The organism is Clostridioides sp. GD02404, assembly GCF_045898275.1.
GTDB classification, from domain to species: Bacteria; Bacillota; Clostridia; order Peptostreptococcales; family Peptostreptococcaceae; genus Clostridioides; species Clostridioides difficile_A.
The window spans coordinates 1-20,346 of record NZ_JBJOCA010000032.1; the positions used below are offsets into that span (position 1 = coordinate 1).

The window sequence follows — 20,346 nt, forward strand, 5'->3', positions numbered from 1 at the left end:
AGAATAGATATTTAGTTGGCAAAGTTATATAAAAATATGTGAAAAATAAATCTTAAAAATATAGACAAAACAAAAATAATAAATTATAGTAATACTAATAAAATTTTTAAAAAGTGAAATAAAATAGGTATAATAGCCTATATTTATATTTTTGTATTTATATTATGAAAAAATTAAAATTATTTAGGGGTGATGGTTTTGAATAAGGACATAGGAGCAAAAATAAAACAACTTAGAACTCAAAAACAAATGACACTGAAAGATATGAGTGAAAAAACAAACTTATCAATTGGTTTTTTGTCACAGCTTGAAAGAGGATTGACAAGCGTAGCAACAGATTCCTTAGGAAAAATAGCAAGTGTATTAGATGTAGAATTAACATACTTTTTTATGAAGCCAAAAGAGCATAAAAGAGCTGTATTGAGAAGTTATGAGAAAGAAGTGTTTGATGTAGAAAATTCAACATTTATACATTATCATTTATCATCTAATTTAAAAGAAAAAACAATGTTGCCAAGACTAATTGAAATTCTTCCAAGTAAGAGTAATGAAGATATTTGTTGTTATGTACACAAAGGTGAGGAGTTTGTGTACGTGCTAGAGGGTACTCTTACAGTATTTTTGGGTGATGAACAAATAGAAATGTATCCAGGAGACACAATACACTATAATAGTGAAAAGAACAATCATAATTGGGTTAATTACACTAATAAATTAGTAAAGATTTTGGTTGTAAGTATCCCAAATCCATTTGAGAAATCTGATACAATTAAAGAAGTTTAAATTTTAACTATTAATATTAGCTAATAAGGAGGTACTATAGTGAAAAAAATTGGATTCATAGGTGCAGGAAATATGGCAAGCGCTATGATAGGAGGGATAGTAAATTCAAAATTAGTTGAACCTGATATGGTTATAGCATCAGCATATAGTCAAGAAACTCTTGATAGAATATATAAAAGTTTTGGAATAAAAACTACAAAAGATTCAAAGGAAGTAACTAGAAACTCTGATATAGTGATTGTAGCTGTTAAACCAGATATATATGATGATATTTTAGAAGAGATAAAAGATTTTATAGATGATAGTAAAATTATAGTTACAATAGCAGCAGGAAAATCTATAGAAGATATAGAGTCAATAATAGGAAATGATAAGAAAATAGTTAGAACAATGCCAAATACTCCAGCTCTTGTAAATGAAGCTATGTCTTCTCTTTCTATAAATAGAAATATAAACAATGAAGACCTAGAAGCAGTTACAGAAGTATTTAATTCTTTTGGAAATACTGAAGTAGTGCCAGAATATCTTATAGAAGCAGTAATTGGAGCGAGTGGTTCAGCACCAGCATATGTATTTTTATTTATAGAAGCTATGGCAGATGCAGCAGTAATTGCAGGTATGCCAAGACAACAAGCATATAAATTTGCATCACAAGCAGTTATGGGTTCTGCGAAAATGGTACTTGAAACAGGAAAACATCCTGGTGAGTTAAAAGATATGGTATGTTCACCTGGAGGAACTACTATAGAGGCAGTTAAGGTACTTGAAGAAGAAGGTTTTAGAGCCTCTGTTATAAAAGCTATATGTGCATGCATAGATAAATCTAAAAAGATGAGTGAGTAATAAAAATTTATTGCAAAGAAAAAGAATTGCCTTTCATAGAAAATTTCTATTTTAGGCAATTCTTTTTCTTTATTTATTTAATTTTTAAAATAAGCCTGAAAGCCAATTTTTTATTTTTTCAAAAAAACCAACTGAATCATTGTTATTTGATTGATTTTCTGAATTATTTGTGTCCTCGTTATTTGATTGAGAGTTATCTTTATTTTCATTGTTAGTTGTATTATCATTTTCTGAGTTATTTGAATTACTATCATTATTTGAATTAGTATTATCTTGTGGATTTATTTGAACACCTTCTGTAGAGTTTATTACAGCATTAGAGCCAAGAGACTCATCATTAGTGTTATTTAAGATTCCTAAATCTTTTTTATCTCCACCTGAGAATAAACCAGAGAACCAGTCTCCTATTCCACTAAACCATCCACCAATGGTGTCTAATATACCAGAGCCTTTAACACTTTCACCTAATTTCTTTAATTGCTCATTTACATTATCTGATACATTGTCCAATGTATTTTTCATGTTATTGTAATCATAATCTTGGTCAGCTATTTTTTTCATTACACCCTTAATTTGTTCTTTTTGCTCTGGTGTAATAGTAATATTGTAATTATTTACAACATTGTTTATTGTATTTGCTATTTGATTAGTATCTTTTGTTCCATTTTTTACAATTTCTGTTTTTATATCATTCATTACACCAGTTGCTTTTTCCTGGCCTATATCATCTCCTAAATCACCTGTAACTACCAATTCTTCAGAAGCAATCTCTTTCTTTGTCTCATCAAGTTTCTTTCCTGAAGCATCTTCAAATGCCTTCATAATTCCTGTTAATGCACCAGTACCACTTACAGGATATGGAGCAGCAGCGATAACATTTGCATCTTCAAGTCCAGCTGTTGTAAGTGTTGAAGCAATCATTGAGCTAGTTACCCAAGTTAAATTTGCTGTTTTAACATTAATTCCATTTCCTTTTTTAGTAGGTTCAACATATGAACAAGATATAGTAACTTTTCCAAGCTGACCTTCTGTTGCAACACCTTGTAAATATTGTCTTTCTTCTGCATTTGTTACATCTAAAACTAAGACTTGGTCTTTTTTTACTCCAAAGTAATTAAGCATTTGTTGCTTTTGAGATTCTGATAAGTTAGCTCCAAGTGTAACTACATTTGTGCCATCTGCATAAGAAAGGTTCATACTTCCAAGTACAAGCATCGTAGATACGATAATAGAGCTAATTTGTTTTTTAAACTTCATAATATTCCTCCTAGATTTAACATACATTACATTTTCAAATATACTTTTTATTAATATATTGAATAAAAATATGTGCTACATTTCTATTATACTAAATATAAACTATTTTTTAAATCAATGCGATTACAAGATTGTAATAAAAAAGGGAATATAAGGAAGATAATAAAAAAATAATTTTTGTAAGAGATTGAAAAAACAATTAATGTAGTATACTATAATATAGAAATGATTATGATAATGTTATAGAATCGGAAGGAGAAAAATAAATGTCAAAAGAATTAGTAAAAGACAGAGTAATAAAATATTTAATAGAAGACTTATTAGTACCTCAGGATATGATTGATACAAATGTTGAATTAGCGGAATTTGAAGAAGGCGCAGAAGGAGTTTTAGATATTATTGTAAATGTTAAAGATGAGGAAGACTATTATGCACCTGTAATGATAGTACAATGTTTGGATGAAGATGTAGAGCTAGAAGGCGAAGTTTTACAAAAACAAATAGAATTTTTAGAAGAAGTGGATAATATAACTATGTCAGGTAGATTAGTTTTAACTAATGGGGATGCTATGATGTATGCTGATTGGAGAGGCGAAGAATACGATACTGAGGCAGCTCTTCCAACTTATGATATAATGGTAAAAGAGTTTAATGAAATGGAACAACAGGTCAAAGAATTAGAAGAACATCACCATCACGATGAAAATTGTGGATGTGGATGCAATCATCATGAAAATTAAACATTAAGCATATATATTAAAAGGGGCTGTTGCATGAGCAAATTAAATTTGTTCTGTGATAGCTCTTTTACCTATCTTAATAAATACATTTTTAATTATTTTATATAAAAATAATACATTCTGATAGAATATTTTCTTTACCTCTGCTTAAAAATCTTCTGAAATTCATATTTTGTTTTACTTGAGTGAAAGCTCCTTCTGCTTGTATACTTCTATTCATCCTAAATTCACAACCATTCAGGCTTATAATTCTTTTTAAGTTTTCTTTTCTCATGGAATAACTTAGATACTTGTAAGCTTTTAGTTCTATTCTTAAGAGGAATCTTACTATTACTACCCTTTATACTGGCAATTACTACACTCTTCACAAGTGTAGCAAGTTATTTTACTTTTATATCCTGTTTTTGATTTCCTTTAGTAAATTCTAAATCATCTATGTTTTTGTCTTCTAAAATTTCTTGTATTTTATATAAAATCATAGTATTATTCCATGCATATTTACTAGAAGTATATTTATTGTTAAATTCATCATTCATTTTACAAATCTCCTAAGTTTAATTATATTATATCAAAAAGACAGCATTTTATTATTATAAGTAATATATAATAAAGTTGTTATGGCTGAGATTATATGTTAATATTAGAAATAATTATATAAAAAATAATTATTATCAAGTGTATATACTTATAAGTATATGAACTTTTAAATTACGGAGGAAGAATGAATAATACGCAAAAGATAGAGACAGGATTAAAATACAATAAAGCAAAAAAAATGGACAAAAACTTTATGTACCAAGACTTAAAAAGAAGTAACTGTTATAACACTGATTTTTCAAATTCAAACTTTAATTTTACAAGTTTAAGAGGAGCTCACTTTAAGTCTTGTAACTTTTATGGGTGTACGTTCAAATCAGCAGAAATAATAGGAGCAAACCTAAAAAGAAGTAAATTTAAAAATGCAAAATTTGAAAATACTATATTTGAAGGGGTTAATTTAGAAGAAGTAGATTTTTCTGGTACTAAATTTAAAAACGTAATATTTTTAAATACAGATATAACTAAAGCTAAAAACTTTGATATAAACTCACCTCAAATAAAAGTATTTAAAGCAATGCCTGTTATAGAGATGAGTGAAAGATTAGAAAATGCAATAAAATTTGCAATGGAGAATAAGTATGTTAAAAAATCAAGAACTTTAGATACTAAAGATGGTGGCATTAATTATATAAGTATAATGATACTTTTAGAAAAGTTTAAAGAAAAGCAATTAATAGATGGATTGACGTTAATTGGAGAAAGAATAGATAAGGAATTTTGTACACTAAGTTATATAATGAAAAATTTAGAAGTTTATAAGTCTGAAGGTATATTATAATTTATGTCAAAATATACTGTAAAATGTTACCCTCTACAAAGAAGGTAGCATTTTTTTATACAAGGGTCTATCCAAAAAAGATAGACTCTTTTTTGTTAGATAAATAAAAAAATACCACATGAAATAATTATTATATAATACCCAACATTTAGTATATATACTAAAGTAATAACTTGAAAAAATATTAAGCAAGGGAGTTAATATGAAAAATATATAGATGATACAAGACTTTTTGGTTATTTAGTATTAATAGTTTTAATATTATATAATATATTAATAGGTAGAGAATACCACATTATAAATTTTTCATTGTATGGAAGAATACACTAAAAGGGAGAAAAAAGAATATGGATTATAGTATAGGTGAAATGACATACAATATATCTTGCTTTGGAGAATTACATCCACTAAAATATTTTAAACAATTTACTACGTATCAAAATATACAATTATCTAATAAAAAGTCTAAAGATTATAGAATAGAATATACAACTCCATCTATAGAAATATACTCATTAAAATTATGTGATACAAAAATAGTGGATACAATAAAAGGAACTTCATTAGAAGGGCAACATTTAAGTGGGAAAAATCTTATTATATTGGGTAATATTAATATGAGTTTAATATTAAAATATGAAAATACCAACAAAAAATGTAAGCGTAATAAACATAAAAAAAATAAAATATTAAATATTATGTTGCCATTTAGTACTTTCATAGTTATCCCAAATTATGATAGTAATGAGGAAAGAATTAATCTTAGATACTTTGTAGAAGATGTCAGTGTAAAGCTCAATCAGAGTAAAATATTTGTAAGTGTAACTATGTTAATGCAATATTTAGAGTAATAATAATCTAATATCTAACAGACATAAATAGAAAAGAGTGATGTAATGAAGGTAATAAATGAATGTAGGATAGACTTTCAATATAGATTATCACCTAAAAGTCCTGTAATAGTAAAGACTATCTGTAGTAATGTAGTTTCTACTGATATAGTAAAGGATATATTAAAGATAGAAAAATATGTAGATAAGAAACATTCCTATTCTTTTGATATAGTAACATATACAGTTTGCATTTCAAATGTTAGTAAGTATATTGTAACTAATGCATTTTTTCAAGATAAAATTCCAACAGGGACAAAATTTATAAATAATTCAGTAACTATAAATAGTATAAAGAAATATTTCATAAATCCAGAAAAAGGGTTTAGTTTGCATGATATTAATTCAGGAAAATGCATAATAATAACATTTAAAGTTATAGTATTACCTCATTATCTCTGTAATACAATAAAAAATTGCTCCACTATAGAACATGACTATATTTACAATATTGAGATGTCTCCCACTAGAGTAGTAATGAAAAGTAATAAAGTGAACACACATGTTGAAAATAAAGTATTTAAATCATTACAAGTGGATAACAATATAAAAATATCTCAAAGAATAGATAAAATAATCGATATAAAAGTAAAAGTAAATATACTAGAAACAAAGGTTGTTAATACTCCTGCCAATGATGTATATAGAAAACAAAATTCTGATGTATGCACCTTTATTATTTTAGGTAACATAGAATACGAAATAAATTATAAACTAAAATGTAAAAAAACTAATAGAAAAAACAAAAACCAAAAAATGAAAACTAAAATAAGTGTTTTTGGATTTTCTTGTAATATGCTTGTACCTATTGGTATTACCTATTTAAATAAAGATAATATAAAAATAAATATTGAAAATACATCAACAAGCCAAATTTATAAAGGTAAATTGTTTGTTAGCTCAAATATATTACTATATTATTAAAACCATCGAATATTATCAAGTATAATCGATGGTTTTTTATAATAAAGAAATAAACTGTATAGTATTTATAAATACTCATGATAGAAGATATTTTTAACTAGGATCTATATTTAAAACTGTCTTACTTGGATATGGATTAGTTTGTGATGTAACAGTAATAAAAAAATCATACCTAACACCTAATGGTTGATTAGAAGGAATGACCGCATCTAGTTCTATTAATTTGCTACTATTAGGAGGTAAATTTGTTAATTGAGGTAAAGTTGCTTGATAAAATGTATTAGTAGGTACATCAGTTATTTTTGCACCATTAATGTACAATGTATAAGAAATAGCTACTTTTTGTATAGTTATTGAATAACTGTCATAGCCTCCACCAGTGTTTTTAAAATAATTTAATATAACTGCAGTATTGCCTGCAGGTGTAACAATATATGATGTTGAATCATCTATTTTATTAGCTGGATTTGGCAATAATGAAACTCCAGGGACTAAAGAGCAAGTTATAGTGTTACTTTGTTCACCACCATATATTTTAGTAGGCCATATATCATTATAGTAAGAAACAGCAGTTGCCTGAGTAGTCATTGAAGAACCAGAGACCAACATTAATTGAGGTATTACTGTAAAAGTTACATATCCAGACATAGATGGACCTAACTGTGGTATTGAAATAACAACATTTTTTGTAGAACTATTATAGGTTGCATTACAGAATGAAGTTATGTTTATAGAAGTAAATAAGAAATTATTATTTATAGGAATTTGTATAGTACCATTTACTAAATTTACTAAACTGTTATTTTGGAATATAAGTAAAAATTGCATAACAGAATTAGTACTTATACTAGCAGTTTGGTTATATATAGTAGAAGTAGTTTTATCTGTTGCACTTAATGTCATTACTAAGTTTGGATGATTCACTGTTATAGCTAATGTATTAGAAACTGTGGTATAACTACCACCTTGAATTTGTTGATATAGGCATTGTGCAATATTATTTTGTGTAGAAGTTAATGCACCAATACTCTTAGTTGCACTAATTATTCTACAGGTCATGTTGTAAGCTATTGTTTCTGATGATACTCTGGCATCTATTGTTCCTTCAGTAGGTAATGTAACTGTATAAGATGATACTGTTGGTATTATAGATACACCGTTTTTAAATGCAGAACCTACATAAGATTGACCTCCATTTGGAAGAACATCCTTTACATATAGTCCATATGCAATGGTACCTTGAGGAATAGTCACTGTAATTGTGTAGGTTATTAAAGAGCCAACCTTAAGTGTAGATGCGATATTACTTTTTGATACTATTATGTTAGCTGAAGAGATTTTAACTGATGCACTTTTATTAAGATTAGAATATTGGTAGTTATCTGAATAATCATCATATTCTTGAGAATATGGATTAGTATTAGTTGCTGTAGTGGTAATACTTACTCCTGGAGCCATGACTGAGCTTATAGTTACACTGTATGTTAAAGTGATAGATTGACCTGGAGCAAGTTTATCAATACTAACAATAATACTATTATCTTCAATTTTAATTTCATCATAACTACCTGTTCCATTAACTATTAAGCTATTCTTCTTAAGAGTAAACCAGTTAGATAAAGTATCATTAAGAGTAAAATTAAATGCATCTGTTTCTGTTCCTAGTGTATTAGTATTTTTTATAGTAACTGCATATGTGTAGATTTCATTAGATTTTATAACTGTTGTGTTAGGACCATTAACAGTCTTAGTTAATTGAATATTAGGGGTGCCTATATTAAAGTTTACTTGTGCACGATTGCTATAGGCATATCCATAGGTATTTATTCCTTTTAGTTTCATTAGATTAGCATTTTGGCCAGAAGAACCAAGTTGTTCTATTTGTACTTTAAAACTAATAGTAGCAGTAGTTAAGCCAGGTATATTTCCATAGAAGAAATCCACTCCATGGGGACTTATTAGTTTAGGTTGAGATACAGGATTATAACCAGTGTAGTTGTAAGTTAAGTTGGTTATAGGATTAGATGATAATGGGAAAAAGTCATCTATATAAACTTGTTTTTGAGTAGCTTGTAATGTAGATGCATTGTAAGTTAATAAATACTCAGCAAAATCTCCAGGAGCTAAAGAATTTATTGTTTTAGAAGTTCCATTTTTATAGTATCCTTTAACAAACTGTTTGGTAATTGTTCCTACACTTATACTTGAAGATACACTAGAATTATCAGTGACTTGAGTTAATGAACCTACAAGAGTACCTGTAATATCAGTAGTTGAAGTAAAAGGATCAGAAGCTACGACAGGTAGATTTATGTTATTTGTATCAAATTTATAGGTATAAAAACTATTAATTTTTGCACTTATTGTTACAGTCTGTGTAGAGTTTTGTGGCATAAAAGCAAAGTTGTAAGTTAGATAATATCCTTTCATTGTAGAACTATTTGCCACTGATGTTGGATTAATAGAGCTAGATAGATAAAGGATTCCATCAGGTAACAAATAATGAACTAATACATTTTGTATATTGTAATATTGCCCAACCTTATATACATAGGTGTAAGTTACTGTATTTTGTATATCAACTATAGATTTACTTGTAGAAGTAGCTATTATCAAATCCATTGCTGAAAAACTAGTAGTACTGCTAGAACTGGCTGTTACTTGAGGGTTTGCTGATACCATACTAATGTACATATTCAATGTGGTACCATGAACAATATAATTTCCTTGATTACTGTTATATTGATTCCATATTGCAAAATTAAAATTTAAAGTAGTATTGCTACTTACTGAAAGATTTACATTACTATAATAAAGTTGAGTATACATTTTATTATTAATACTAACCAAGTTAATAGTAGGAGTTGTAAATTGTGATGCATCAGTACCTAAAGTAGTAACATTTCCTATATATCTAATTCCATCATCTAATAGTATTGTTATATTAACTAAGGATGAAGAATTTGAATTATTATAAAACTTGCAAGTAGCAGTGCTAACTTGAGTATAATCATTTAAAGTGAGTAGGCTACCTGCACCTTTTAATACTTTTCCAGGTGTAGTAATAGTACTATTAAACATTATTGTTTGAAAAGACATAGCTATACTATTAGTAATTACTACATCACCTATATCATAACTCCCTCTAGGCATAGTATCTGCTTGACAAGATACACTTATTCCAGAAAATATATATCCAAATGGTATTACAGTTCCATTTTTAAATTTAGTATTACACTTAACAGTGATACTAAAAGTGAAATTCACCTCCATAGGTGCAAGGTCTTTCATATTAATCCAAGAGTATGTGATGCTATTATCCGCATTTGTTATACTAGATGTTTGTGAAAAAGTAGATGTCGAAAGGACCAAACCATCAGGTATTGTAATAGTAAGGCCTAGATTATAAAATCTTTGCACGGTGCTGAGATTTTGTATAGTAATACTAAAAGTAGAAGTATTTCCTATTATTATAGGAATCTTTTGAGTATTACTTACAATAATATTTAACATGTTTGAGTCCATTAAATCACTCCTTTAAGTTTATTAATAAATTATATTCAAGATAAATATACATATTTCGATAAAAAAATATTTGTTTTAATTAAAAATTTAATTTTTAGGAACTAAAAAATTACTACTTTAATATAATATACAGTAATTATTAAAAATGATAATGTAAAATTAAAAATATTCTTTGCAAGGAGGTAAACATGTCACTAACACCACGTTTTAAGGCAATAGATAAAGCTATTTTAGTGGGTACAGGAAACAGTTTAGTTGTATGTGGTAGTAGTACAGCTTTAACAGTAAATACATCTGATTTAATTATGCCTAATGGAACAACAACAAGAGATTGGACTAAAGCAGGAAGTTCTGCAAATTTAAATATATTATCAAACAGTAAAGTATTATATGCAGAGCTTGTTTGGTATTCTACAGTGACTAGTAGTGTATCAGGGGCACAAAGTGTTAGCAGTATTCAAGATAGCGCAATAACTTTTACAACTCCACAAGGAATATACTCCATAATACCTAAGTATATGGATACTTATAATGGGCCAACAGGAAATGTTGATAGATACAGAGCTGCAGATGTAACAACATATGTTCAGGCAGCACTATCAGGAAGTTATACAGTATCAAATGTACCAATAAGTGTACCCTCTACAGGTCTAAGTAATACAAGAGCAGGATGGACATTAACAGTAATATATAGAAATGATTTATTTAAACCTCAAATGATTCTTTATAACTCTGGTATATCAGTAGCAACTACTAATACACCATTACAAATGACGATGTCCGGATATACAACTAGTACAGAAGCATCAATGTTAAAAGGCAATATGTTTATTGCTTGTGCAAATGGTTCTCCACTTGATGGAAATGAATATGTAGAAGTGGGACCATCTTTTGCTCAATTAAGTAATGTTGGTAACTCAGTTTTTTCACCAAATACTAATCCTGGGACATCACCAAACAATCCAGAAAATAATTTCTTTAGTGGAGTAATAAATGTAGCAGACCCTACAAGCTCTAGTAATGGTTTACTAAATATTTCAGGAACTAATGCAACTAATAACAATGATGGGTTTGTACCTACACAACTTGTAGGAGCAAGAAATAAATGGGATATTGTAGATGTAGATATTTCAAATACATTAATTACAAATCAATCATTATTAGCTACTCAAATAACTGAAAGTGTATCTGGAGATGGAGTACAAATAGTAGCTTTTGGTACTCAAGTATTTGCTCAAGCACCTGATATTACAGCCTATTTGGAGCTATATGATATAGATGGTGATGGAGAATATAACACTGAGGTTGGAGAACAATTAGTATTTTCAGTTCAAATAAAAAATAATGGAAGTATTATTGCTAACAATGTTATATTATCTACAACTTTAGACCCATCAGTTAGCTTTGTTCAAAACTCAGTTATAGTAAACAATCAAACTATTCAAGGTGGAGATATTACAAAAGGTGTAAATATAGGAAGTATTCCAGCTTATGGGACTGCTAATGTTAATTTTACAGTTAAATCAAATTCATTGCCTACAACACCAGGCAATTTGATATATGATACTGTAAATTATAGTTACCAATTTACATCAGGTCAAAATACTATTACAAACAATGCAAATACAAATACTGTTCAAATAATGGTTCAAGAAGCTCTTTTAAATATATCAAAATCAGCTTCAGCAAGTACTGCAAATATTGGAGATACTGTAACATATACAATAAATATAACTAATACAGGTAACATAGTTGCAACAAATATATTATTCCAAGATAAAATTAATCGATATTCTTCCTTTGTTACTGGAAGTGTAACAATAGATGGTACAACAGATATAACAGATGACCCAACAGTAGGTATATCTTTACAAGATTTAGCGCCAGGAAGTAGCACACAAATATTATTTCAATCAAAAATAAATTCATTACCACCATCAACAAATATAGATAATTCTTCATGTGTAAGTTTTGGGTATAGGTATAATCAATATGGTTATATAAGAGAAAAGACTATATTTAGTAATCATACTAGTATACAAGTGGGATATGTAAATGTAATAGGCGAAAGGTGTAATAATAATAATTATCCTAATATTGGCGATACAGTAACTTATACTTTAAGCTTAAGTAATGTAGGAAATCAACCAGCTTCTAAATTTCAAATATCTGAGCCAACAATACTTGGAACTACATTTGTAAGTGACAGCGTTCAAATAAATGGAGTAGCTCAATCAGGGTTAAATCCTTTTACTGGATTTGTATTACCAAATCCTATAAATTCTCAAGCAACTACAGATATTAGCTATCAAGTTAAAGTAACACAACTTAATCCAGCAAATACAATACAAAATATAGCTCAAGTTCCATTTAAGTATCAAATAACACCTACATCTAGTGTGGTAACTACAGAGCAAGATTCTAATATAGTTGATACTATAGCTAATTATGTATGTATGAATATTGTTGAAAGTGTGGATAAAGATTATGCAATAATAGGTGATACATTATATTACACTGTAAATATTACTAATAATGGTAATATTAATGCAACTAATACTATGTTTTTATCAAATATTCAATCAGGCACAACTCTTATACCTGGAACGGTTACAATTAATGGTGTGTCATATTCATCATATAATCCAAATCAAGGATTTCTTCTTGGAACAATATGTGCAAGTGATACTATAGAAGTAACATACCAAGTTAAGGTTAATTCAGTTCCTACTCCAAACATTGTATCTAATCAAAGTGATTTAGTATATAGCTATCAACCAGACCCTAACAATAGTGAACTAAAGGGATCTATATATAGTAATACTGTACAAACAACAGTAAATCAAGTGGCTTATACAATTACAAAAACTGTAAATAAACACTACGCTCAGCTAGGGGATTCATTGGTTTATACAACGACTATTCAAAATACAGGAACAGTACCTTTAACAAATGTTGTATTCGCAGACTATATAGGTGTTTACATGAACTTATATCCAGAGACTGTATATATTAATGGAGTAAATTATCCATCATATAATCCTACTCAATCATTCCCTGTAGGAGATATTCATCCTGGTGATACTGTAATAGTTGTATTTGCGACTACAATAGTTGTAAATCCACCTGTGGGATATATACCAAACTATTCAGAAGCGGTAATAAACTATCAAGTAAATCCAACTTCGCCAGAAGTTACTAAGACTATATACTCTAATACAGTTGTAACCTATGATCCTGTAGGTTCACTAAGCTTAACAAAGAGTGTAGATAAAGCATATGCAACAGTAGGAGATACCTTAACTTACTCATTTACAGCTACAAATAATGGTACTGCTATTATATCTAATGCAACCTTTACAGATACTCTTCAACAAGAAGCAACTTTAGTAGCAGGTAGTGTAGTAGTGAATGGAGTATCAAAATCAAATTATGATCCAACACAAGGTTTCTCATTAGGGGTTATGAATGTTGGGCAAACAATAACTATTAGTTTCAAAGTGACTGTAAATAATACACCTTCACCAAATGTTATAAAAAACAGTGCAACAGCATCTTATAGTTATTATATAGATCCATCACAACAACCAGTAACTAACAATATAACAAGTAATACTGTTACTACAACAATCAATTCTTATTCAGCAACAATAACAAAAATAGTAGATAAATCTTATGCAATGCTAGGAAATACATTAACTTATACTGTTACAGCAAATAATACAGGAACAGTACCTTTAACAAATGTTAATTTGGTAGATATTATTGAAAATGGAGCTACATTTGTACCTGGTTCAGTTGCAGTAAATGGTGTAAGTACAGGATATTCAAATGTTAATCCTAACAATGGATTTACTATACCTAATATAAGCCCAGGTGGTAGAACTATTGTAACTTTCCAAGTTACAATAACTAGTATTCCAACACCACCACAAATAAACAATACTGCTAGTATGAACTTCCAATACCAATTAAGTCCTACAGGTCAATATATTAGTGGAAGTTTAACAAGTAATACAGTTACTACAAATATTGTAACTATGTCTGTTACTAATACAAAGACTGCAGATAAAAGTTATGCAACCTTAAATGATACAATAACTTATACTTCAGTAATAACTAATAATGGCAATAAAAGTATTGCAAATACAACGTTCTTAGATATAATACCAAGTAATACAACTTTTGTAATAGGCTCAGTTATGATAGGCTCAACAGCACAATCATCTTATGACCCAAGTAAAGGTTTTTCATTAGGAACTATTGCAGCTGGAGCATCTGTAACTATAAGTTTCCAAGTAAAAGTAGCTAGTGTACCAAGTAGTGGATACATTACCAATACTTCAAATCTAAGCTATCAATACACTGTTGGAACAGAGAGTATATCTTCTAATACGACAAGTAATGCTACTATAACTTATATTAACTATGGAAATATAGCTGTTACTAAATCAGCAGATAGAACTATTATAAAATTAAATAACATAATAACTTATACTGTAGTAATAGCTAATGTTGGAAACACAGTATTAAAGAATATTAACTTTACAGATATCATTCAAGTAGAATCATCTTTTGTTTCAGGCTCTGTATATATAAATGGAACTAACATGTCAAGCTATAATCCAAATATAGGATTTAGCTTAAATGATATACAGGTAGGACAACAAACTACAGTAAGGTTTGAGGTAACTGCCAATTCAATACCAATAAATAATGAATTGTTAAATACAGCTACAATAGATTATTCTTACTATGTTAATCCTACTGGCAGTGCAATAAATACAAGTGCAAGTTCTAATACGACTACTATTTATGTTTATGATACTATAATATCAGCAGATAAATCTGTAGATAAATCAATAGCTAAAATAGGAGATACTTTAAACTTTAGTATAACTATTACTAATGATGGTAATGTTAATGCAACAAATGTACAGTTCTTGGATATCTTGGACTCTAATATTAAGTTAGTAGCAAACTCAGTTTATATAGGTACTACTCAACAAACTGGCGCTGACCCAAGTCAAGGGTTCTCTCTACCAAACATTGTTCCAGGAACACCTGTAACAGTTAGTTTCCAAGCAACTGTACAGACTAGACCGACAGGCAATATTATCTACAACCATGCTACAATAACTTACGATTACACAAGTGGAGAAACTTATACTGGTATTCAAATTAAAACTAATACTACACAAACTTATGTTGCAGTAGGTGAATTAACTCTTACAAAATCAGTTAATAAAACTTATGCTACTGAACCAGATAGCTTAACTTATACAGTAATAGTTAAAAATACAGGCTCTGTAAACGCTACAAGTTTAAACTTTAAGGACTTAGCACCAGCATCAACAGTATTTAATATAAATTCTGTGGTAGTAGATGGGACACCACAATTAAGCTATGACCCGACAGTAGGATTTAGCTTAACTGATTTAGCGCCTAATCAATATCATACAGTAACATTTAGTGTTAATATAACTTCTATACCTACAAGTGGAGAAGTAGATAATACAGCTTCTACAACTTTTAATTATCAGTTAACACCATCAGATAATCAACAAACAATGACTGCTACTTCTAATACGGTTAAAACATATATACAATTAGGAGTATTAACACTTACTAAATCAGTAGATAAGACATATGCAACTATAGGAGATACATTAAACTATTCAATAACAATCAATAACACAGGTAATGCAAACTGTACTAATATACTATTTAAAGATATTATACAATCAAATGCTCAGCTTATAAGTGGCTCAGTAGTAGTAAATGGAATCTCTCAACCTAATGCTGATACAAATGCAGGATTTAATATACCAGATATTGCTGGATACTCAAGTGCAACAGTAACGTTTTCAGTAAAAGTTAGTACAATGCCATCTACTGATAATATCTACAACATAGCTACAGCAAATTATGGATACTATATAAATCCATCTAATCCACTAGTTACAGTTCAAAGTACAAGTAATACTGTGTCTACAACAATAAATGTAGGTTCATTATCAGTTACTAAGAATGTAAATAAAGCATATGCTACTATAGGAGATACAGTGGCTTATACAGTTACTATTGTAAATACAGGTAATGTAGTAGCTAACAATGTTAACTTTAGAGATGTGATACCAAGTGGATTGACTTTTATTACTAACTCAGTAAGTATAAATGGAATATCATACTCTGGTTATGACCCATATGCTAGTTTTACATTAGGAAATATTGCTCCTGGTGCTACAGTGGTAGTAAGCTTTAATACTACAGTGACATTATTACCAAATCCATCATTGATTAGCAATATAGCAAATGTTACTTTTTCATATTTAATAAATCCATCAGAATCATATATATACTCTCAAGTTAGCTCTAATACTGTACCCACTCAAATAAATGTAGGATTAATAACTCTAACAAAGAGCGTAGATAAGTCATATGCAACTATGGGTAATGTCTTAACATATACAGTAGTTGTAGCTAATACTGGAAATGTTGATGCTAAAAATGTAAATTTCCTTGATAACTTACAATCAGATGTAACTTTTAATAGTGGAACAGTAACTATAGGAGGAACACCTTATACAAACTATGACCCAACTCAAGGGTTTACTTTGGGTACGATACCAACACTACAATCAGTTACAGTACAATTTACAGTAACTGTAATAAATAATCCGACTCACGATTCTGTAATAAACTATGCTATAGGAACATTTAACTATTATGTAAATCCAAATGGATCTCTTTATAGTAGTTCTTATCAGTCTAATACTACAAGTACAATAATAGTTCAGCCTAGTTTAACTTTAACTAAGAGTGTAGATAAGTTATATGTAACTTTAAACAATACATTAAATTATAGTGTATTAGTTAAAAATACAGGAAATACACCTATATCTAATATATTATTTACAGATTTCTTATCAAATGGAGCAACATTTGCAAATGGAACTGTAATAATAGATGGTATAAGTTATGCAAACTATAATCCAATAGGAGGATTTACTTTACCAAATAATTTAGTAGCTGGGAATACCTCTTTGGTTCAATTCCAAGTTACAGTAAATAGCACATTACCAACACCACCAATAGTTACCAACTACGCAACATCAAGTGGAAGTTATAATATAGGCTCAACTCCATATCAAATATCAGCAACATCAAATACTGTAACTACTAATATTAACTTGGGGCAATTAACAAATACTAAGACAGTTGATAAGATGTATGCTAAGGTGGGAGATACAATAACGTATACCTCAACTATAGTAAATAGTGGTAATGTTATTTCAAATAATCTACAATTCTTAGATATATTACAATCATCATTAACTTTTGTTACACAAACTGTAACAATAAATGGAGTAACTTATCCATCACTAGACCCAACCGTTGGATTTACTTTACCAAATCTGGCTCCAGGTCAAACCGTAATTGTAGGATTTAGTGCTAAGATAAACACTTTACCAACACCATCATATATAACTAACACTTCACAAGTTCAATTTAGTTACTATATATATCCTAATGGGACACCATTGACTTACACTCAACATAGTAATACAGTAACAACCAATGTAGTATTAGGTAAGATAAATGCAGTGAAAATGGTAGATAAATCAATTGCAACAATTGGAGATATACTAACTTATACAGTAACTTTGACAAATGTAGGTAATGTTATAGATAGTAATGTAATGTTCCAAGATACTCCTTCAACTGGTGTAACATTTAATGAAGGAAGTGTAGTTATAAATGGAGTAACAAATTCATCAGCAGACCCAACAAAAGGATTTAGCCTTGGAAGTATTGGAATAGGTAATGTTGTTACAGTGGTATTTACAGTAATAGTAACTTCAGTTCCTTCTACTAACCAAGTAATAAATCAAGCTGTAATACCATTCCAGTATGTTATTGATCCAAAACAATCATCATACAGTGATACAGCTTATTCTAATGTTGTAGCTACTAATATTGCATATGGCAGTTTAAGTGTAAATAAGTCAGTAGATAAGAAATATGCAACAATAGGAGATATAATAACTTATACTGTTAAAATAGTTAATAATGGTAATATTAATGCTACTAATGTAGTATTTCTAGATCCAACGCCAGCTAACTCAGTATTTGTTTTAGGATCAGTAACTATAAATGGAGTAGGAGATAAAACTCTTAACCCATCAGCTGGATTTAACTTAAATATTATGGTTCCTGGCCAAATAATAACGGTTATTTACCAAGTTCAAGTTGTAAATTTATGTTAGTGAAATAAAATAGATTATTTTAGCCCCTTAAAGATAAATCTTTAAGGGGCTGTTGAGTATATTAGATGGTTATGAGGTAGCACCCTTTTCTAGTGCAATAGCCCCTTTTTTAGACATATATCATTCTAAAAACTAAGGATATAGCAAGATATAATAAAATAAATTATATATATGGGGAGGATATTGGTGTTAAAAATAGAATAGTATTATAGGTATAGTTTTTATAACTTTGTATACATAATATACAAAACAACTTGTTTGAGGAAGGGGATATTATGTAATTGTAGATTATGTAGATTTAAATTATTTATTTTTGTTTTAGCAAATTCTATGAATAGAAGGGGTTTGATTATGGATACTAAAAAAGAAAATAATTATGAAAATTATATTTGTGTGGGTTCATCAAATGTATCAAATGCGATGAAAATGTATTTAAAGGAAATTGAGGAATACAAAATGTTGTCAGCAGGAGAAGAGGTAGAGCTGGCTAAGGAAATAATCAACTCATCTTCAGTAGCAAAGGAAAAGTTTATAAATTCAAATTATAGGTTGGTAGTGAGTATAGCAAAAAGATATAAAAGAGACAGTATTGATATGTTAGACTTAATTCAAGCAGGAAATATAGGACTTATAAAAGCAGTAGAGAAGTACGATTATAAAAAGGGATACAAATTTAGCACTTATGCAACTTGGTGGATAAAACAAAGTATAACAAGATATATTGACGATTGCGAAAATACTATTAGAATACCTATACATCTTCATCAAAGAATAAATTTTGTAAAGAAAAAGAAACAAGAACTTTTAAATGTATTATTAAGAGAACCAACTGTAGAGGAGATTGCAGATGCATGTGGTCTTGAAGTTGATAAAGTATTGGAATTATTAAGAAGAGATAAAAATGTTGTATCTTTGGATACTCCATTAAAAGAGGATGAAGATAGTAGTTTAGTTGAATTTATACCATCAGATGCTGATTTTAAGGATGTTGTGATACGAGAAGTTGAACAACATAATTTAAAAGAAAAAATAGAAGAATTACTTACAGGTCTTGGAGAACAAGAACAACAAGTTTTAAGAATGAGGTTTGGGATTGATGATGATGACCCTAAGACATTAGAACAGATTGGTAAGGTATTTGGAGTTACTAGAGAGCGAATAAGACAAATAGAAGCTAAAGCAATAAGAAAGTTAAGACATCCAAGTAAGTTAAAACAATTAAAGCATTTTTATTAATATTTTTAAAGAGAATATAAAAAAGTAGGAGAAAGACTCTCCTGCTTTTATTTTTTTATAGAAGATAGTAGTTATAAATAGTAACTATTTTCTTTTTTTATTTTTGTAAATGAATGGTTATTTAGTAAAAGTGATTAAAATTTTTCAAAATAGATAAAATATGTTAAAATATAACTTAAAAAAGATGATAAAAATGATTATATTTTTTCCTTATGTGGAGATTATTAGATTATAAGAAATTAATAAGATGAAATTTAGAGATATAACCAATATAAGTGTTTTTGTTTTACCAGGATTAGAAAATGATAACTCCATTTCTGTGGATTCAATTAAATTTATACTATTAGACTTAAATTACAAATGTAGAAAGTGTTGTAGAAATAAAAACATAGAGACAGTGTTATTTACGATATATTAAAAAATAAACACTGTTATTATCTTTGTAAAATGTGGGAATAATAGATTAAATTGTATGTAATAGGCTATCTTTACTGAATTAA

At 28.6% G+C, this 20,346-nt stretch carries 13 protein-coding genes; 9 read left to right on the forward strand and 4 right to left on the reverse strand.

The window, feature by feature from the left end; all coding sequences use genetic code 11:
- The first annotated feature begins 192 nt into the window (after nucleotides 1–192).
- Together Q3287_RS16220 and proC are read left to right on the forward strand one after the other, a co-directional pair.
- Nucleotides 193–783, forward strand: a complete 591-nt coding sequence (locus tag Q3287_RS16220; protein WP_407812164.1) for a helix-turn-helix domain-containing protein — start codon at nucleotides 193–195, stop codon at nucleotides 781–783.
- 39 nt (nucleotides 784–822) lie between these two features.
- Complete coding sequence (gene proC / locus Q3287_RS16225) at nucleotides 823–1,626, forward strand: pyrroline-5-carboxylate reductase (protein ID WP_054276444.1); 804 nt, start codon at nucleotides 823–825, stop codon at nucleotides 1,624–1,626.
- A gap of 84 nt (nucleotides 1,627–1,710) precedes the next feature.
- Here the strand turns inward: proC and Q3287_RS16230 are convergent, their stop codons facing one another.
- Nucleotides 1,711–2,883 carry a DUF1002 domain-containing protein gene (locus tag Q3287_RS16230; protein WP_054276445.1) on the reverse strand — a complete coding sequence of 391 codons (1,173 nt, stop codon included), beginning with the start codon at nucleotides 2,881–2,883 and terminating at the stop codon, nucleotides 1,711–1,713.
- Nucleotides 2,884–3,149: 266 nt separating this feature from the next.
- Between Q3287_RS16230 and Q3287_RS16235 the strand changes: the two genes are divergently transcribed.
- The gene (locus Q3287_RS16235) at nucleotides 3,150–3,623 is read left to right on the forward strand and encodes a type I restriction enzyme HsdR N-terminal domain-containing protein (RefSeq protein WP_021384283.1); all 474 of its coding nucleotides are present in this window, start codon (nucleotides 3,150–3,152) and stop codon (nucleotides 3,621–3,623) included.
- A 100-nt stretch (nucleotides 3,624–3,723) separates the two neighbouring features.
- Here Q3287_RS16235 and Q3287_RS16240 read toward each other — a convergent pair whose 3' ends face one another.
- Complete coding sequence (locus tag Q3287_RS16240; RefSeq protein ID WP_407964416.1) at nucleotides 3,724–3,897, reverse strand: transposase; 174 nt, start codon at nucleotides 3,895–3,897, stop codon at nucleotides 3,724–3,726.
- A gap of 106 nt (nucleotides 3,898–4,003) precedes the next feature.
- Nucleotides 4,004–4,159: a hypothetical protein gene (locus Q3287_RS16245; RefSeq protein ID WP_407964417.1), complete on the reverse strand. Its 156-nt coding sequence runs from the start codon at nucleotides 4,157–4,159 to the stop codon at nucleotides 4,004–4,006.
- Between the two features lie 185 nt (nucleotides 4,160–4,344).
- On the opposite strand from Q3287_RS16245, the gene Q3287_RS16250 reads away from it, so the two are divergent.
- The 3 genes from Q3287_RS16250 to Q3287_RS16260 all read left to right on the forward strand — a co-directional run bounded on the left by Q3287_RS16250 (nucleotide 4,345) and on the right by Q3287_RS16260 (nucleotide 6,815).
- Nucleotides 4,345–5,001 (forward strand): pentapeptide repeat-containing protein, encoded by a 657-nt coding sequence (locus Q3287_RS16250; protein ID WP_407964418.1) that lies wholly within the window; start codon nucleotides 4,345–4,347, stop codon nucleotides 4,999–5,001.
- A 347-nt stretch (nucleotides 5,002–5,348) separates the two neighbouring features.
- Nucleotides 5,349–5,852 (forward strand): hypothetical protein, encoded by a 504-nt coding sequence (locus Q3287_RS16255; protein WP_407964419.1) that lies wholly within the window; start codon nucleotides 5,349–5,351, stop codon nucleotides 5,850–5,852.
- Nucleotides 5,853–5,897: 45 nt separating this feature from the next.
- Nucleotides 5,898–6,815: a DUF11 domain-containing protein gene (locus Q3287_RS16260; protein ID WP_054269989.1), complete on the forward strand. Its 918-nt coding sequence runs from the start codon at nucleotides 5,898–5,900 to the stop codon at nucleotides 6,813–6,815.
- 93 nt (nucleotides 6,816–6,908) lie between these two features.
- Here the strand turns inward: Q3287_RS16260 and Q3287_RS16265 are convergent, their stop codons facing one another.
- Nucleotides 6,909–10,340 (reverse strand): isopeptide-forming domain-containing fimbrial protein, encoded by a 3,432-nt coding sequence (locus Q3287_RS16265; protein ID WP_407964420.1) that lies wholly within the window; start codon nucleotides 10,338–10,340, stop codon nucleotides 6,909–6,911.
- 188 nt (nucleotides 10,341–10,528) lie between these two features.
- On the opposite strand from Q3287_RS16265, the gene Q3287_RS16270 reads away from it, so the two are divergent.
- The 3 genes from Q3287_RS16270 (at nucleotide 10,529) to Q3287_RS16280 (ending at nucleotide 20,264) form a co-directional block, all read left to right on the forward strand.
- Nucleotides 10,529–18,610: a hypothetical protein gene (locus Q3287_RS16270; protein WP_407964421.1), complete on the forward strand. Its 8,082-nt coding sequence runs from the start codon at nucleotides 10,529–10,531 to the stop codon at nucleotides 18,608–18,610.
- Nucleotides 18,611–18,961: 351 nt separating this feature from the next.
- Entirely contained in the window at nucleotides 18,962–19,846 is an 885-nt protein-coding gene (locus Q3287_RS16275; RefSeq protein WP_021384276.1) for an RNA polymerase sigma factor RpoD/SigA, read from the forward strand.
- A gap of 247 nt (nucleotides 19,847–20,093) precedes the next feature.
- Nucleotides 20,094–20,264 (forward strand): hypothetical protein, encoded by a 171-nt coding sequence (locus Q3287_RS16280; protein ID WP_153885131.1) that lies wholly within the window; start codon nucleotides 20,094–20,096, stop codon nucleotides 20,262–20,264.
- Nucleotides 20,265–20,346: the final 82 nt, after the last annotated feature.

Bases quoted from the DNA above. Each gene is read 5' to 3' on its own strand.
- Q3287_RS16220 (WP_407812164.1), top strand. From the start codon at position 193: ATGGTTTTGAATAAGGACATAGGAGCAAAAATAAAACAACTTAGAACT.
- Q3287_RS16280 (WP_153885131.1), top strand. From the start codon at position 20,094: ATGAAATTTAGAGATATAACCAATATAAGTGTTTTTGTTTTACCAGGA.
- Q3287_RS16250 (WP_407964418.1), top strand. From the start codon at position 4,345: ATGAATAATACGCAAAAGATAGAGACAGGATTAAAATACAATAAAGCA.
- Q3287_RS16235 (WP_021384283.1), top strand. From the start codon at position 3,150: ATGTCAAAAGAATTAGTAAAAGACAGAGTAATAAAATATTTAATAGAA.
- Q3287_RS16265 (WP_407964420.1), bottom strand. From the start codon at position 10,340: ATGGACTCAAACATGTTAAATATTATTGTAAGTAATACTCAAAAGATT.
- Q3287_RS16240 (WP_407964416.1), bottom strand. From the start codon at position 3,897: ATGAGAAAAGAAAACTTAAAAAGAATTATAAGCCTGAATGGTTGTGAA.
- Q3287_RS16275 (WP_021384276.1), top strand. From the start codon at position 18,962: ATGGATACTAAAAAAGAAAATAATTATGAAAATTATATTTGTGTGGGT.
- Q3287_RS16230 (WP_054276445.1), bottom strand. From the start codon at position 2,883: ATGAAGTTTAAAAAACAAATTAGCTCTATTATCGTATCTACGATGCTT.
- Q3287_RS16260 (WP_054269989.1), top strand. From the start codon at position 5,898: ATGAAGGTAATAAATGAATGTAGGATAGACTTTCAATATAGATTATCA.
- Q3287_RS16255 (WP_407964419.1), top strand. From the start codon at position 5,349: ATGGATTATAGTATAGGTGAAATGACATACAATATATCTTGCTTTGGA.
- Q3287_RS16245 (WP_407964417.1), bottom strand. From the start codon at position 4,159: ATGAATGATGAATTTAACAATAAATATACTTCTAGTAAATATGCATGG.
- Q3287_RS16270 (WP_407964421.1), top strand. From the start codon at position 10,529: ATGTCACTAACACCACGTTTTAAGGCAATAGATAAAGCTATTTTAGTG.